The 15,349-nt window shown below is 29.1% G+C and carries 16 protein-coding genes; 11 read left to right on the top strand and 5 right to left on the bottom strand.

Annotated elements, in window-relative coordinates; genetic code table 11:
• Positions 1-41: 41 nt before the first annotated feature.
• Entirely contained in the window at positions 42-794 is a 753-nt protein-coding gene (locus tag NT01CX_RS00380; RefSeq protein ID WP_011721059.1) for a L,D-transpeptidase Cds6 family protein, read from the bottom strand.
• Between the two features lie 257 nt (positions 795-1,051).
• On the opposite strand from NT01CX_RS00380, the gene NT01CX_RS00385 reads away from it, so the two are divergent.
• Positions 1,052-2,296: a competence/damage-inducible protein A gene (locus tag NT01CX_RS00385; protein WP_011721060.1), complete on the top strand. Its 1,245-nt coding sequence runs from the start codon at positions 1,052-1,054 to the stop codon at positions 2,294-2,296.
• Between the two features lie 182 nt (positions 2,297-2,478).
• Complete coding sequence (locus NT01CX_RS00390; RefSeq protein ID WP_011721061.1) at positions 2,479-3,642, top strand: dicarboxylate/amino acid:cation symporter; 1,164 nt, start codon at positions 2,479-2,481, stop codon at positions 3,640-3,642.
• Between the two features lie 24 nt (positions 3,643-3,666).
• Here NT01CX_RS00390 and NT01CX_RS00395 read toward each other — a convergent pair whose 3' ends face one another.
• The 4 genes from NT01CX_RS00395 to NT01CX_RS00410 all read right to left on the bottom strand — a co-directional run bounded on the left by NT01CX_RS00395 (position 3,667) and on the right by NT01CX_RS00410 (position 6,665).
• Positions 3,667-4,869 carry a S8 family serine peptidase gene (locus NT01CX_RS00395; RefSeq protein WP_011721062.1) on the bottom strand — a complete coding sequence of 401 codons (1,203 nt, stop codon included), beginning with the start codon at positions 4,867-4,869 and terminating at the stop codon, positions 3,667-3,669.
• A 97-nt stretch (positions 4,870-4,966) separates the two neighbouring features.
• Positions 4,967-5,398: a DMT family transporter gene (locus NT01CX_RS00400; protein ID WP_039223714.1), complete on the bottom strand. Its 432-nt coding sequence runs from the start codon at positions 5,396-5,398 to the stop codon at positions 4,967-4,969.
• A gap of 83 nt (positions 5,399-5,481) precedes the next feature.
• On the bottom strand, positions 5,482-5,967 hold the full coding sequence (locus NT01CX_RS00405; RefSeq protein ID WP_011721064.1) for a dUTP diphosphatase: 486 nt from the start codon (positions 5,965-5,967) through the stop codon (positions 5,482-5,484).
• A 149-nt stretch (positions 5,968-6,116) separates the two neighbouring features.
• On the bottom strand, positions 6,117-6,665 hold the full coding sequence (locus NT01CX_RS00410) for a hypothetical protein (RefSeq protein WP_011721065.1): 549 nt from the start codon (positions 6,663-6,665) through the stop codon (positions 6,117-6,119).
• Positions 6,666-7,066: 401 nt separating this feature from the next.
• Here NT01CX_RS00410 and NT01CX_RS00415 point away from each other — a divergent pair, with 401 nt between their 5' ends.
• The 9 genes from NT01CX_RS00415 to NT01CX_RS00455 all read left to right on the top strand — a co-directional run bounded on the left by NT01CX_RS00415 (position 7,067) and on the right by NT01CX_RS00455 (position 15,322).
• Positions 7,067-8,323 (top strand): UDP-N-acetylglucosamine 1-carboxyvinyltransferase, encoded by a 1,257-nt coding sequence (locus tag NT01CX_RS00415; protein ID WP_011721066.1) that lies wholly within the window; start codon positions 7,067-7,069, stop codon positions 8,321-8,323.
• A 19-nt stretch (positions 8,324-8,342) separates the two neighbouring features.
• A complete protein-coding gene (locus NT01CX_RS00420; RefSeq protein WP_011721067.1) occupies positions 8,343-9,131 on the top strand; it encodes an MBL fold metallo-hydrolase in 789 nt (262 codons plus the stop codon).
• Between the two features lie 14 nt (positions 9,132-9,145).
• On the top strand, positions 9,146-9,712 hold the full coding sequence (locus tag NT01CX_RS00425; protein WP_011721068.1) for a GerMN domain-containing protein: 567 nt from the start codon (positions 9,146-9,148) through the stop codon (positions 9,710-9,712).
• A 33-nt stretch (positions 9,713-9,745) separates the two neighbouring features.
• The gene (locus NT01CX_RS00430) at positions 9,746-10,249 is read left to right on the top strand and encodes an SEC-C metal-binding domain-containing protein (protein WP_011721069.1); all 504 of its coding nucleotides are present in this window, start codon (positions 9,746-9,748) and stop codon (positions 10,247-10,249) included.
• 133 nt (positions 10,250-10,382) lie between these two features.
• Positions 10,383-11,261, top strand: a complete 879-nt coding sequence (locus tag NT01CX_RS00435; RefSeq protein ID WP_039223600.1) for a response regulator — start codon at positions 10,383-10,385, stop codon at positions 11,259-11,261.
• Positions 11,261-11,740, top strand: coding sequence for a 23S rRNA (pseudouridine(1915)-N(3))-methyltransferase RlmH (rlmH, locus tag NT01CX_RS00440; RefSeq protein WP_011721071.1), 480 nt, complete (start codon positions 11,261-11,263; stop codon positions 11,738-11,740). The genes NT01CX_RS00435 and rlmH overlap by 1 nt, the downstream gene beginning before the upstream one ends.
• Positions 11,741-12,006: 266 nt before the next feature.
• Positions 12,007-13,053: a PTS transporter subunit IIC gene (locus NT01CX_RS00445; RefSeq protein WP_011721072.1), complete on the top strand. Its 1,047-nt coding sequence runs from the start codon at positions 12,007-12,009 to the stop codon at positions 13,051-13,053.
• A 32-nt stretch (positions 13,054-13,085) separates the two neighbouring features.
• Positions 13,086-14,015 carry a 2-dehydropantoate 2-reductase gene (locus NT01CX_RS00450; protein ID WP_011721073.1) on the top strand — a complete coding sequence of 310 codons (930 nt, stop codon included), beginning with the start codon at positions 13,086-13,088 and terminating at the stop codon, positions 14,013-14,015.
• A 143-nt stretch (positions 14,016-14,158) separates the two neighbouring features.
• Positions 14,159-15,322 carry a MerR family transcriptional regulator gene (locus NT01CX_RS00455; protein ID WP_011721074.1) on the top strand — a complete coding sequence of 388 codons (1,164 nt, stop codon included), beginning with the start codon at positions 14,159-14,161 and terminating at the stop codon, positions 15,320-15,322.
• Positions 15,323-15,349 lie beyond the last annotated feature (27 nt).

The raw sequence follows: 15,349 nt of genomic DNA on the forward strand, positions 1-15,349 counted from the left end.
TTAGTAAATAAAATGATTATAGTGCTTTTACATATATCAACCTACATCCTTGTTTTTTCACTAATTATAAGCCAACCTCTATCCTTAGAGTATCTAAAGATAAGTTCTTTATTACTATGGTCAGAATAATGACTAGAACCATATCCAGTAAACCATTGCTCAAATCTAACCGTAATTTTATCTTTAGTTAATGTTGCGTCTATAAGTTTACTTGCTAAAGTAATATTAGAGTATTTATTAAAAAGTTCTTCTTTATAATTCATCCACTGTGTATAGTCCATAGTTTTTCCTTTAACAGTGCCAACAAAATCAGTATCATAGTAATTTCTATAAACATTAATATCTTGACTTTCCCAAGCAGATTCCCAGTTAACTATCATTTGAGAGATTTTGCTATTGTTATTAAAGTTAGTGATTTTTATTTCCTTTGGTTCACTACTCTTAGTTTCTACAAGTTTAGGTTCATCTTTTTTAAAGGTATCTATAGCAAGTTTTTTACAAGCAGAAATTTTATTTTTAATTGAATCATCAGTAGGTTTAAATTTAGAAGCATTTTCATAACAAGATATAGCTTTAATGTAGTTTTTCTTAGAGGCTAATTCATCACCTTGTTTTACAATTAAATCAATACACTCATGTAATTTTACATCTGAATTTGCTACTAATTTGCTTTTTGGATGATTATCAATAATATCCTTGTACAAATTTATGGCATCATCATATTTCTGGTTTTGTTGAAGTTTTAAGGCCTCATTAAATTCTTTTTGTGCCTTTGTAGAACATGCTGAGAGCAATAATGTTAATTATAATACTAGTGTTAATTTTAATAACTTTTTCATTTGTGTATGTCCTTTCATATTTAGTATTTTATAAAGTTAATCAATAATAATTTTAACACTAAATATAGAACATAAGGGTATTTATGTAACTAAACTTACCTAGAAAATAGTGGTATAAAATTTATGGAAAGTGAAAATTATTTTCAATCTTATGTGTTTATAATTAAGATTTTGGTATAATATTTGTATTGAAAAAGAAAGAAGGTATAATTATGAAGGCTGAGATATTAGCTGTAGGAACTGAATTATTGCTTGGAAATATAGTAAATACAAATGCTCAATATATATCAAAACGACTTGCCGATTTAGGGATAGAAGTTTACAATCAATCGGTTGTTGGGGATAATGCTGAAAGATTAAGGGAAGCTTATGAATTAGCTTTTAAAAGGGCTGACCTTGTAATAACTACAGGAGGACTTGGACCCACAAAGGATGATTTAACAAAGGAAGTTGCTTTTGAATACTTAGGAAAAGAAGCTAAACTACATGAAGAATCACTTAGAAGAATAGAAGATTATTTTAAAAAGATAGATAGACCTATGGTAGATAGTAATAAAAAACAAGCATGTTTCCCAGAGGATGCTATAATAATGCCAAATAATAATGGTACGGCACCAGGATGCATTATAGAAGAAAATAAAAAAATATTAGCTGTTTTACCAGGACCACCAAGAGAAATGAAGGCTATGTTTGAAGAAAGCTTAGTACCGTATCTAAGAAAGTTTCAAGAGAATGTACTTCATTCAAAAACACTAAGAATTTTAGGTGTTGGAGAAAGTAGAGTAGCTGAAATTGTAGATGATATACTTGAAAATTCAACAAATCCAACAGTTGCACCATATGCAAAGGATAGCGAAGTAACTTTAAGAATTACAGCTAAGGCAAAAACTATAGAAGATGCTGAAAAGTTAATTGAGCCTGTTGAACAGGAAATAAGAGATAGATTAGGACTTTCTGTGTACGCAGATGGAGAAGTAACTCTTGAAGAAGTACTAGGAAAAATGCTTATAGATAATAATATAACAATTGCTACAGCAGAATCTTGTACTGGAGGACTTCTTGCAGGTAGACTTGTAAATTATCCAGGAATATCTTCTGTATTTAAAGAAGGTATGATTACTTATAGCAATGAAGCTAAAATGAAAAGAATAAAAGTAAAGAAGGATACGCTTCAAAAGTATGGTGCAGTTAGTAGTCAAACAGCAGCAGAAATGGCAGAAGGAGTAGCAAAGGTAACGGGAAGTGACATTGGAATTTCAACAACAGGAATTGCAGGACCTGATGGAGGAACAAAAGAAAAACCAGTGGGGCTTGTTTATGTTGGTATATGTATAAAAGGTGATGTAAAAACTAAGGAATTACACTTAGTTGGAGATAGACAAAGAGTAAGACAGCATACAGTTATAAGGGCTTTAGAATGGTTAAGACGTGAGCTTATAAGAAAAGGAATAAAGTAATAAAAGATATTAAAAAACTGATTAGATTGAAATTTATTTTGATTTAATCAGTTTTTCGTTATTTTAGACAGAAAAATATTTATATTGACAAGCTTTTTAAAAGATGATAACATTTATTGTGTTTCATAAATAAACAGATGTTTTCAAAACGAGTACAAAAGATGAAGGAGGGGGCTTTTTATATGAGAAAAATAGGCCTTTTACCAAGGTTAATTTTAGGTATACTCTTAGGTATCCTAATAGGTTATATTTCTAGAAGTGCTGGAGTGTATTCAGTAGCTAGAATATTTATAACTTTCACTGATATATTTTCTAACTTTTTAAAATTTATAATTCCATGTATAATAGTTGGCTTTGTTGCACCGAGCATTGCTGATCTTGGAAATAAGTCAGGTAAATTATTAGTTATAACTACATTAATAGCGTATATATCAACAGTAGTTTCAGGAATAATGGCTTATTTCGTGGGAAATGCAATACTACCAAAGGTTATAAAGGCAGCAAGTATTGCTGAAAAGTCATCAATTAAATTGGATCCATACTTTACTATAAAGATAGATCCTCTAATGGGAGTTATGACAGCGCTTGTTCTTGCATTTATGTTAGGAATAGGAATGTCTTATATAAAGGGAAAAACATTATTAGGTACAATGAGAGACTTTCAGGATATAGTATCTCTTGTAGTAAAGAAAGTTGTAATACCTTTTGTTCCATTATACATAACCGGTATATTTGTAAGATTAACAATCTTAGGAGAAATATTTAAAACATTAAAGACTTTTTCTTCTGTATATATAATATTGTTATTATTACAAGTAGTATATGTAATAATTCAATACGGATTATCATGGATTGTAAGTGGAAAAAATCCGATAAAAGCTCTAAAAAATATGATTCCTTCATATTTTACAGCGCTTGGAACACAATCATCAGCAGCGGCTATTCCAGTAAATTTACAATGTGTAAAGAAAAATGGAGTATCTGAAGAAATAACTGACTTTGTTGTGCCATTATGTGCAACAATTCACTTAGCTGGAGATACAATAACCTTGGTATTAGCGTCTATGGGCGTTATGCTTATAAATGGTCAAAATCCTACGTTTACAGTTATGATATCTTTTATACTAATGCTTGGTGTAACTATGGTGGCAGCGCCAGGAATACCAGGTGGAGGGGTTATGGCAGCACTTGGACTTCTTCAAGATATGTTAATGTTTAGTACAGCCCAACAAGGACTTATGATAGCATTACATTCAGCACAAGATAGTTTTGGTACTGCGACTAACGTAATTGGAGACGGAGCAATAGCAATTATAGTTGATTATATTGCAAATAGAAAAAAGTGATTGCATGGGGCGCAATCACTTTTTTTATTTTGGTGAAAATAACTTATGAATATCCACCATTCCACATCCTTGAATAGGCTTTGGCATATCAAGTAAGTTACAAGACATTTTAAGTAAAGAAGACACATCTTTGTATGTTAAACTTGGATTACTCTCATATAGTAATGCACAAATACCAGATATATAAGCACATGCACAAGAAGTACCTGTAAAAAACGTATATGGTTCTTTAAGTGGACGTGGATATAACTTGTGTCCATTTCTTTCGGAAATATAATTAACATCACAGTTTAGAGAACAAATATCCACGCAAGCAGCACAAAGATCTGGTTTTTCAAGTTTTGTATTGCTACCAGCTGAGGACATTGTATAAGGCTGTTTGCCCTTAGTTGTATCTAGTCCACCTACTGTTATGCAATTTTTAAGAAGACCTATTCCTGTTAGAGAATTATCTACATTTCCATTGTGACCACTAGGAACCACAACAGTTATATTCTTTTCTACGGCAATATCAAAAAGTCTCGAAAAAAGAGATAAAACAAATTCATTATATTCTACAATCTCAAATGGAAGACATATTACCTTGATTCCGTATTCTTCACTTTCATTTATTAAAAGATCTATTCCAAATAAAATATCAGATATAAAACCACGAGAAGCACTATTAAATGCTTTTACCATATATATTTTACTTCTAGGAGCAACACCCTTGTAAACTCCTTCTGAACTATAGCCATTAGAACAAATAAGACCGCTAACAAAGGTACCATGGCCATTATCGTCGTATGGATAATTAAAGTCATTAAGTAAATCTTTAAAATTAGCTATTTTATCTAAAGGTTTCTTTAAATCAGCATGAGGATAAGTTCCACTATCAATAATCCCTACGCATACATCTTTTCCTGAAAGCTTAGAATTTATATCGAAAAAAATACCATTGGATGAAAGAATACTATTATTGCCACACAAAAAAGCATAACTATCAAAGAATATATAATCAACTTGAGGATATTCTATTATCCTTTCAATAACAGAAGGAGAAACGTAGGCGCATATACATCCTATTGATGGAATGGACCGTATTATTTCACATTTGTATCTTTGGAGTTTTTTTTCTATTTTGTCTTCAAAAGTTTTGCAATGAATAATAACCCTATAGTTTTTATAAAGTTTACTATTAATAGCATTTTTTAAGTTTATATCTACCTTATTTTTTAAGGAAAACATACATATCCTCCTAAAGAAATACTCTATTATAATATAGTATTTTTCCATATGAAGTGTTAACATATAAAAAAATAAAGAGTTAGTCATAGCTAGCTCCTTATTTATTCCACTTAAAAACCAATATTCCAATGATTAAAATAATAAAACCTAATATTTTAGTAATACCAAAATGAATTTTTTCAGAACCAAATAATCCTAACCCTTCTATTATGCCAGAAAACAACAATTGTGCAATGAGAATTGCGGATGTTGCGTAGGCAGGACCTAGTTTTCCGATACCTTGCATAACTGTAAATGTAATACCTACACCAAGCGGTGCCCCAAGTAAATAAAGCTTGTTTGCAGTTGTAATATTTTTTATATTTCCTTCACCTGCAAATAACATAATTATTAAGGTTATTATAAATCCGATACCTTGAACTAAAGTATTAGTCTCCCAAAGTCCTATTTTTTCACCAAGACGTGTATTGAATACACCTTGAATACTCATGAAAATACCAGCTACTACTGAATAAATAAATCCAAGCACAATATCACCTTCCAACCATAGTATGCCCTAAATAGAACATAATATATAAAATTTGAAAGGAAAATAAATGCTAAAATAAGAAGCTAATATCCATTATCTTGTCTTTCATGATTTGTAGCATTTTTATCTAAATACGCTTTTTCAATTTCCTCATAAGTGAATTCTAAATCATGTCCTAGACAGAAAAAGTCCTCAAAAAGAGTTTTATAATTATCCTTTGATGGGCAAACAATGAAGTCGTTTATGTCTATGTAAATATTGTTAAACTTTTCTGTCAATTCGCTATTATAATTTTTACAGTTTAATTTTATGTCACAATAATTCCATTCAAGCCCTAAACTTAATATAAAATGAAGACAGTCTACATATTCTTCTAAAATTACTTCTCTAGGAGAAGGTTCTTTAGTACTCCAAAATTTAAAACAACGAGTTTCGTTAGCAAGTTCACTTACTTCAACTTGAAGAGCAAGGATTTTTTTCGAGCAAAGAGATTGACCATGCAGATTATGTTCTTTAATAATTCTTTCGTCAAGAGTATTCTGTAATTTAAATAACTTATCCAGATTCATTTGAAATTCCGCCTTTCTTTAGTTTTCCCTTAATCTATTCTATAGTATTTTATGAGATATTGGAAGAATGCATAAACGTTTACATGAAGTTTTATAAAAAAATAAACCGAAATCAAGGAAAAATGACCTTGATTTCGGTTTGGTATTTATTAAAACATTTTAAGTGGGTAGTCAACCATTAATATGTCTTTTTTATTATTAATTGGTTTCCAAAGCTCAAAACGGTTTATTTTTATGTAGTTATAACTCATATCTGAGTTTCTGTAAGCAAGCACTGTTGGAGTTTCTCCATTTGCAGATTTTCTCATAGAGTAATTTGAATTTGCAAGAGAAATTAAAAGTTCACGCTTAAGATTGTTTTGTATATTAAATCCGCTTAAATGTAGCGTATCAGAAATATTTCTTATAATTCTTGTTATATATCCTCTCTTTGCAATCTTTAAATTTACAGTTTTTAAGGATTTATCTAAATGAAAACTAGGATCTATTTGCACTTTAAAATTTTTATAAGGTGCTAATGTGTCATTAATAATCTTGTTTAATTTATCCATGTCAGGATTTGTTATTGTTTGTACGTGTATACAGAATTGATGATTATTTGTCTTGTATAGTCTATATTTTTTGCATAGTTTTTTTTGTGTTGATTCTATAAATCTATTAGATTCATCATCAAACAATGCAACTAAATGATATTTCATTTTAATCCCCCAGTGGCAATGAATTTATTGATTATTAATTGATATTATATCATATTTAAGTAATTTGTACATTAAATATGTAATTTTTATAAATCTAATCCAGTTAAAAGAAGGAAAATACACAAACTTCAATAAAATACCACTTGTTATAAAAAGAAGTGAAAAATATAATTAAATATAAATGTAATTAAGAGATTGAATTAAATTTATTATATATCAATACAAACTATCTAAATATAATTAAAATTTTGTATTAAAAAAACTTAATATTAATGATATAATAAAAGTTGTGGAAATTTACAAATGTAAAATTTGTAAATGGTTTATCGTATATATAAAACAAACAGAAAAGAATAACATTAAAGTTAAAATAAAAATAAGTAATAAGGATGGATAATCATATGGAGAAATTGGTTATTGATGGAGGTAGACCTCTTAATGGAGATATAGAGATTAGTGGAGCAAAAAATGCAGCTGTAGCTATCTTACCATCGGCTATAATGGCGAGCAAGGGAATTTGTGTTATTGATAATATACCTATGATTAGTGATACTGAATGTATTGAAAGAATAATAGAAAGCTTAGGAGCTACAGTAACAAGAAAAAATAATACTGTAATAATAGATAGCACATCTATAAATAGTAGTGATGCAAACACAGAAGATGTTAGAAAGATGAGAGCTTCTTATTATTTAATCGGAGCCCTTCTTGGAAGATTTAAAAAGGCAAGAGTAGAAATGCCAGGAGGTTGTGCTATAGGGGTTAGACCTATTGATCAGCACATAAAAGGTTTTGAAGCTTTAGGAGCCAATGTTACTATAGAACATGGAGCAGTAGTTGTTGAAGCTGAAAAATTAGTTGGAACTAACATATACTTTGATGTTGTAAGTGTTGGAGCTACAATAAACGTAATGCTTGCAGCTACACTTGCAGAAGGAAAAACTGTTCTTGAAAATGCAGCAAAAGAACCTCATATTGTTGATGTTGCAAACTTCTTAAATTCTATGGGAGCTGACATTAAGGGTGCAGGAACTGATGTGATAAAGATAAATGGAGTAAAAGAACTAACAGGATGTAACTACAGTGTTATACCAGACCAAATAGAAGCTGGTACATATATGATCGCTACAGCAGCTTGTGGTGGAAACGTAACTATAAACAATGTTATACCTAAGCACTTAGAATCTATTAGTGCTAAACTTATAGAAATGGGTGTAAATGTAATTGAAAATGGTGATAGTATAACTATTAACAGTACAAGAAATCTAAATGGAGTAAACATTAAAACACTTCCATATCCAGGTTTCCCAACTGACTTACAACAACCTATGACTACTATATTAAGTATAGCAAAAGGTAGTAGCATAGTTAATGAAAGCATATGGGAAAGCAGATTTAAGCACGTAGATGAATTAAAGAAAATGGGTGCTAAAATAAGCGTAGAAAATAATATAGCTATGATTGAAGGTGTAAAATCTTTAAGTGGAGCTAAAGTAAAAGCTACAGATTTAAGAGCAGGTGCTGCTATGGTAATAGCTGGACTTATCGCTAATGGAATCACTGAAGTTACTAATATAGAACATATAGATAGAGGATACCCTTATATAGAAGAAAAGTTCAATAAGTTAGGTGCTAAAATTAAAAGGGTTGAATACTAAGGTAGGAGAATATAGTATAATGATATTTTGTCCTTTATATAGTGGAAGTAGTGGTAATAGTGTTTATATATCATCAGGAAAAAGTAGTATATTAATTGATGCTGGACTTCCTGGAAAACATATAGAAAAAGCACTTGAAGCAATAAATAAAAATCCTAACGACATAGATGGAATATTTGTAACCCATGAACATATAGACCATGTTAAAGGGGTTGGGGTGTTATCCAGAAGGTATAATATACCTATTTACGCCAATGAACTTACATGGCAAGGAATGAAAAAGAATATAGGAAAAATAAAAGAAGAAAACATAAACATAATTTCAAAACATAAAAATATTACTATAAAAGATATGGATATATTCAACTATAGTATATCTCATGATGCCGTAGATCCAGTTGGGTATGCAATTTACTCTGGAAAGAGTAAAGCTTGTGTAGCCACAGATCTTGGGTATTTCTCTGATGAAGTGAGAGAAAATACAAAAGATGCTGATGTAGTATTATTAGAAAGCAATCATGATGTTGAAATGCTTAAATTTGGACCATATCCATATAACTTAAAAAGAAGAATTTTAAGTAATGTAGGACACTTATCTAATGATGATTGTGGAAAAGCGATAGTTACTATGACTGAAAATAATTGCAAAAATATTATTTTAGGACATTTAAGTAAAACAAACAATTATCCAGATCTTGCATATGAAACTGTTGTAGAAGTTCTTCGTGAAAACAAAATACAATTGAATAAGGATATTAACATTAGCATGGCAAAAAGAGATATGCCAAGTAATTATATGGAGTTTTAAAGGAGGATACAATAATGAAAAAAATATACAAAATATTTTTACTCATATGTATATTAGCTTCTTTAAACATGATTTTTGTTGGATGTGATGACAAAGATAAAGTATCAGCGAATAATAATAAAAAGCTAAAGATTTTGGAGCTATCAGAAAATGATGATTCACTTGTTAAGTTCAATATATATTTTGATGCTTCAAAAAACCACAAAAATGTTGATATGCTAAAAGAAGAAAGAATAATAAATAAGGATGAGCTTTTAGGAGAAGTTATACTTAGAGAGCTTATAAAAGGGCCTTCTATTGAGAATAAGTTAAAACCTATATTTCCAAAGGACACAAAATTATTAAGTTTTGCTATAAAGGATAACATAGCGTATATTAACTTAAGTCAAGAGGCTCAATATAAAATGAACAAATCAACAGAAGAAGCTTTTTTAAAGGGGATCGTTTTATCCTTAAATCAGATAAAATCTATTAATAAGGTTAAGATATTAATTAACAACAAAAATGTAGATACTTTAGGTGGAAACTACGATATATCAAAACCTTTTGGTAAAGAAGATATAAATAAAATACGAAAATAAAATAAAGTATAGTTTACAGAAGGAGAATAGAAAATGAGTTTATATAAAGAATGGACAGACATGGTTATAGATTATGTAAAACATAAGGGAGAAGCTGCATTTTGGAAAGAATACGGCCAAATGGAAAAGAATATATACTCTAAATTATTAGCAGATCATGAAGAAGTATTTGCTGGAACAACAGAAGAATTAGCAGAAAAATTTGAAACTCCATTATATTTCTTCGTTGGATTTTTAGATGGAATAAATGAAAGTCTTGAAGAAGAAATGGATATAGAAAACATAGAAAAAGACACTCAAATTAAATTAAATGTTAACTTAGAAAAATTATATTTTAACATGATAGATGCTAAAGCAGACTATTTATACAATCTTCCACAATGGGAAGGAATATTCTCAGAAGAAAAGAGAAAAGAAATAAGAAATGAATGGAGAGCTTCTAAAACAGTTATTAGAGAAGACAAAGTTGGAAGAAACGATCCATGTCCATGTGGAAGCGGTAAGAAATATAAAAAATGTTGTGGAAAAAATGCATAATATTTACACAAAAATGATTACACTTTGTATGTAGTCATTTTTTTATTTTAAAATTAATTCAGAAAACCAAATTTTAGACGAATAGTAATATAAGGGAATACATGAGTTTAGCGAGGTTTAAGGAGCTGGTTTTTTGAAAAACATAATAATGATAGATAACAAACCATATAGTATAAATACAATTAAAGAATTGGTTGGAGATTATAATATAACAGTATATGAGGCTAAAAATTCTTTTGAAGTATTTAGTACATTACAAAAGTTGAATAATAATGCTGAATTAATTATTACAGACGTAAATTTAGGAAAAGAAAGTGGAATAGATATAATAAAAAGGATAAAGGAAAAGGGAATTAAATGCCCTATATTAATACTAACATCTGAAAATAAGAAAAAAACTTTTATAGAAGGAATTAAAGCGGGAGCAACAGATTATATTTTAAGACCATTTGAAGGTAAATTTTTATTGAAGAGAATAGTAAAAGATATTGAAAAAAATAATAAAGATAGTAAAATAGTAAAGAAATCATCAAAATCTATAGTTGATAATAGTAAAAAGGAAGAAAGTGTGGATTTCAATAAGTATCTATCTGAAAAAGTTTATAAATCTAAGAAAAATTTTAATGAATTTTCATTGGTTATGCTAACTATATTTAAAGCTGTAGATGAATTTACACAAGAAGTGCAAAGAGAATACAATGACTTAACTAAAAAGATATATCCTAAATTGAAAGAACTATTTTCAGATGCCGAAATATTTACAAAGTATGGAGAACAAAGTTTTGTAGGTGTATTTAAAGAATTAAAACCTATAAAAGAACAAGACTTAACAAATAAAATAAAGAAAATATTTAATGATGAAAAGAAGCTTAGTAAAACACACGATAAGTATTTCTTAGAATGTGCCTTTGCAAAGTATCCACAAGAAGGTCAAAATAAGAATGAACTTTTAGAAAAAGTACAAGATAAGATTGTAGGTAAAATAAACGTTATTAAAAGAATGGAGAAATAATGAACATAACAATAATTTGTGTTGGTAAACTGAAGGAAAAGTATTTAAAGTTAGCTATTGATGAGTATAGTAAAAGACTTTCAAGGTATTGTAAGCTAAACATAGTTGAGTTAAATGATGAGAAAACACCAGATAATGCCTCAGAAAAAGATGAGCTTATAATAAAACAAAAAGAAGGAAGCAAAATATTAGCTCATGTAAAAGAAAATATGTATGTAATCGCATTAGATCTAAATGGAAAAATGGCATCATCAGAAGAACTTGCAGAATTAATAGGTGATTTAGGACTTAAAGGTAAAAGTAATATTGCTCTAGTTATAGGAGGTTCTTTAGGATTATCTAAGGAAGTTTTAAATAGAGCAAACTACAAGTTATCTTTTTCAAAGATGACATTTCCACATCAACTTATGAGAGTTATTTTGTTAGAACAAATTTATAGAGCGTATAAAATTAATGCAGGTGAACCGTATCATAAATAGATACGGTTTTTTATTTTTATAATATAATGATTTAAATTTAACGTAAAATTATATCTAGAATTTTAGTGAAAAAAAGTAGCTAGTCTATTAAGGCTTTAGCTATTTTTTGATTACAATTTACTAAAGAAAACAAACTATAAGCCACCAAAATTAATATAAGTTTCTATTAATTTTATAGTAAAAAATTTCTTGAAATCAAAAAACTATATGATAAAAAATAAAGAATTGCTAAAGATAAAGTTAACGGTAGAAAGGAGAAAAATATTATGGCAAAGGACGTAAATGAAAAAGAAAAGTTAACACCTAAGGATTATTTAAATAAGGTTTTAGCTGGAACTGCAACAGGAATAGTTGTTGGATTAATTCCAAATGCAATTTTGGGAGCCATATTTAAAGGACTAATAAATACTTCGCCTATATTTTCTGTACTTTATAATGCTGTTAATATTATGCAATTTATTGTGCCAGTTCTTGTGGGTGTCTTAGTAGCATTACAATTTCAGCTTGGACCCATGCAAACAGTTGTGGTAGGTGCAGCGGTGTTCTTAGGTTCAGGTGCATATAAAGTTACTAGTAATGGGGTACAAATGATTGGTATAGGTGATTTGATAAATACAATGTTAGTAGCATGTATAGCAGTTTATTTTGTTAGATTAATAGGGAATAAATTAAAATCATTAACAATATTACTACTACCTATTGTAGGTGCAGCGGTAGGTGTTATTGGAATTATTACACTTCCATATGTAAGACAAATTACTGTTGCAATAGGAAATGTAATTAATAATTTTGCAGTTTTACAACCATTATTAATGTGTATTTTGATTAGTGTTTCATTTTCAATTTTGATTATTTCTCCAATATCAACTGTGGCAATTGGTATTGCAATAGGCATAACAGGATTAGGAGCAGGTGCTGCTGCAATTGGAGTTGCGGCATGTACAGCAGTTCTTGTAATTGGTTCAAGATTAGTCAATGAAAGTGGAGTTACATTATCAGTTCTCCTAGGAGCTATGAAGATGATGATGCCAAATTTAGTAGCATATCCGATTATAGCAGTTCCTATTATTTTAAATGGAATTATAAGTGGAATTGGTGCTTATATATTTCATATTGTAGGGACACCTAGTAGTGCTGGATTTGGACTAGTTGGATTAGTTGGACCATTAGCTTCAATAAATAGTCCTACAGGATCAGTTTTTAGAGCTGCAATGGCGTTTATTGTTGTACCATTTGTAGGTGCGTTTTTAATTGATATATTGTGCAGAAAAGTATTACATTTATATGATGTGAGTATCTACAAATATATTTAGTGAGTAATATATACTAAAGAGGAGATGTAAAAATGAAAATTTCAATTGTTGGAGCAGGAGCTATGGGTTCTCGTTATGGATATATGTTACATGAAGGTGGCAATGAAGTTTTCTTAATAGATGCTTGGAAGGAACATGTAGATATTATAAATAAAGAGGGATTAACAATTGAAGAAAATGGACAGTTCAAAAAGGTAAAAATTCCAGCTATGCTACCTGAAGATGCTCATGAAGTTCCTGATCTAGTGATTTTATTTACAAAATCAATGGGACTAGAACCTATGCTGAAAGCTGTAAAAGGCATTTTAGGAAAAGATACAAAGGTATTATGTTTGTTAAATGGATTAGGACATAATGAAACTTTAGAAAAGTATATAGATACAAAAAATATATTTATGGGAGTAACTTTATGGACTGCCAACTTAAAAGGCCCAGGTCATGTTTTATTAAGTGGAGATGGAAATTTAGAGGTACAAAATATTGATCAAAGTATGGATAGTGAGGTAAAAAAAGTTTGCGATGTATTAAATGAGGCAGGGCTCAAGGCTTACTATAGTGAGGATGTTATATTCTCAATTTGGAGAAAAGCTTGTGTAAATGGAACTTTAAATAGTTGTTGTACAATTTTAGATTGTAATATAAAGCAATTTGGCGAATTAAAAGAAGCACCAGAACTTATTCGTAACATCATAAAAGAGTTTGCAGATGTCGCTACTAAATACGGTGTAAATTTAAATGTTGAACAAGTTGCAAAAGGAATAGAGAAAATATATGATCCAAGTCAAGCTGGAGAACATTATCCATCAATGCATCAAGACTTAATTCAAAAACATCGTTTAACAGAAATTGATTATATAAATGGATATGTATCAAGAAAAGGAAAAGAATTTAATATAGATACAAAATATAATGATCTTCTTACTATGCTTGTTCATGCAAAAGAACAATTACTTGTAAAATAAATAAAAGCCTAACCATTGAAACTAATTGGTTAAGGCTTTTTGTTTGTCATTTATTAGTGTTGACCCTAACATTACGTCATAGTGTAATATAAAAATATAGCTTGAAGGTATTAGGCTAGTAAATTAAACTTTGAGGTGTAAAAATGAGAACAGTGAAACAAGTTTCGGATTTAACGGGAATAAGTGTACGTTTATTACATTACTATGATGAAATAGGATTATTAAAACCAAGTAGAGTTACAGATGCAGGATATAGACTTTATGATCATGAGGATATTAAAGCTTTGCAACAGATTTTGTTTTTCAAGGAGCTTGATATACCTTTAAAAGAAGTTAAAAAGATAATGTCTAGTCCGTATTTTGATAAAGTAGAGGCACTTAAAAATCAGAGAAAGCTACTTATTTTAAAAAGAAAGAGATTAAATGCTTTAATTGAACTTATAAATAAAACATTAAATGGGGAGAGTACCATGAGCTTTAAAGAATTTGATATGAGTGAGTATTTTAATGTATTAGAGGAATTTAAAACAGAGCATGAGGACAAGATAATCAAGCTTTATGGAAGTGTAGACAAGTATAACGAATATATTGAACAAATGAAATCTAAAGAGGGCAAAATTGCTAAAATGGCCATAAAGAAATATGGAAGTATTGAGAAATATGCTAAGGCAATTAAGAAAAATTTTAATAGTGGTATATTAAATCTAGCAGAGCGATATGACGAATTTAAAAAAGATTTATTAGAAGATAATAATCCAAAATTAAAAGAACTATATAAAAAGTTAGTATGTGATTTAAAGAAGGAACCTTCTTCAGCCGAAATTCAACAAATTGCTGGAGAGATAACAAATACAGCTAAAGAGGATTATGAAATTTTTAATATGAAAAATGGAGACGATCACTGGTTTTATATGGTTCAAATATTTTTAGTATATCCAGATTGGATAAAAGAAGTTGATAAGAAGTATGGTAGTGGTTCATCCAAATTTATTGGAAAAGCCTTAAAAAATTATTTAGGAGATAAACGTCCTAAATTAGAAATATTATATGAAAAGCTTGTATTTGATTTATGTAAAGATCCTTCTTCTAGGGAAATTCAACAAATTGTTGAAGAAATATCAGATGCAACTAAAGAAAACAATGAATTTTACAAAATAGATTCAGGAGAAAATCATTGGGGGTATATGTCAGAACTTTATTTATCAGATTCTAATTTTATAAAAATAATTGATAAGAAATATGGTTATGGTGCATCGAAATTTATGGGAGAAGCTTTTAAAATTTACGCTGAAAGACTTAAAGAGTAACCGTTAGTATTCATTTATTTCTATTAT

The sequence above is a fragment of the Clostridium novyi NT genome (assembly GCF_000014125.1).
GTDB classification, from domain to species: domain Bacteria; phylum Bacillota; class Clostridia; order Clostridiales; family Clostridiaceae; genus Clostridium_H; species Clostridium_H novyi.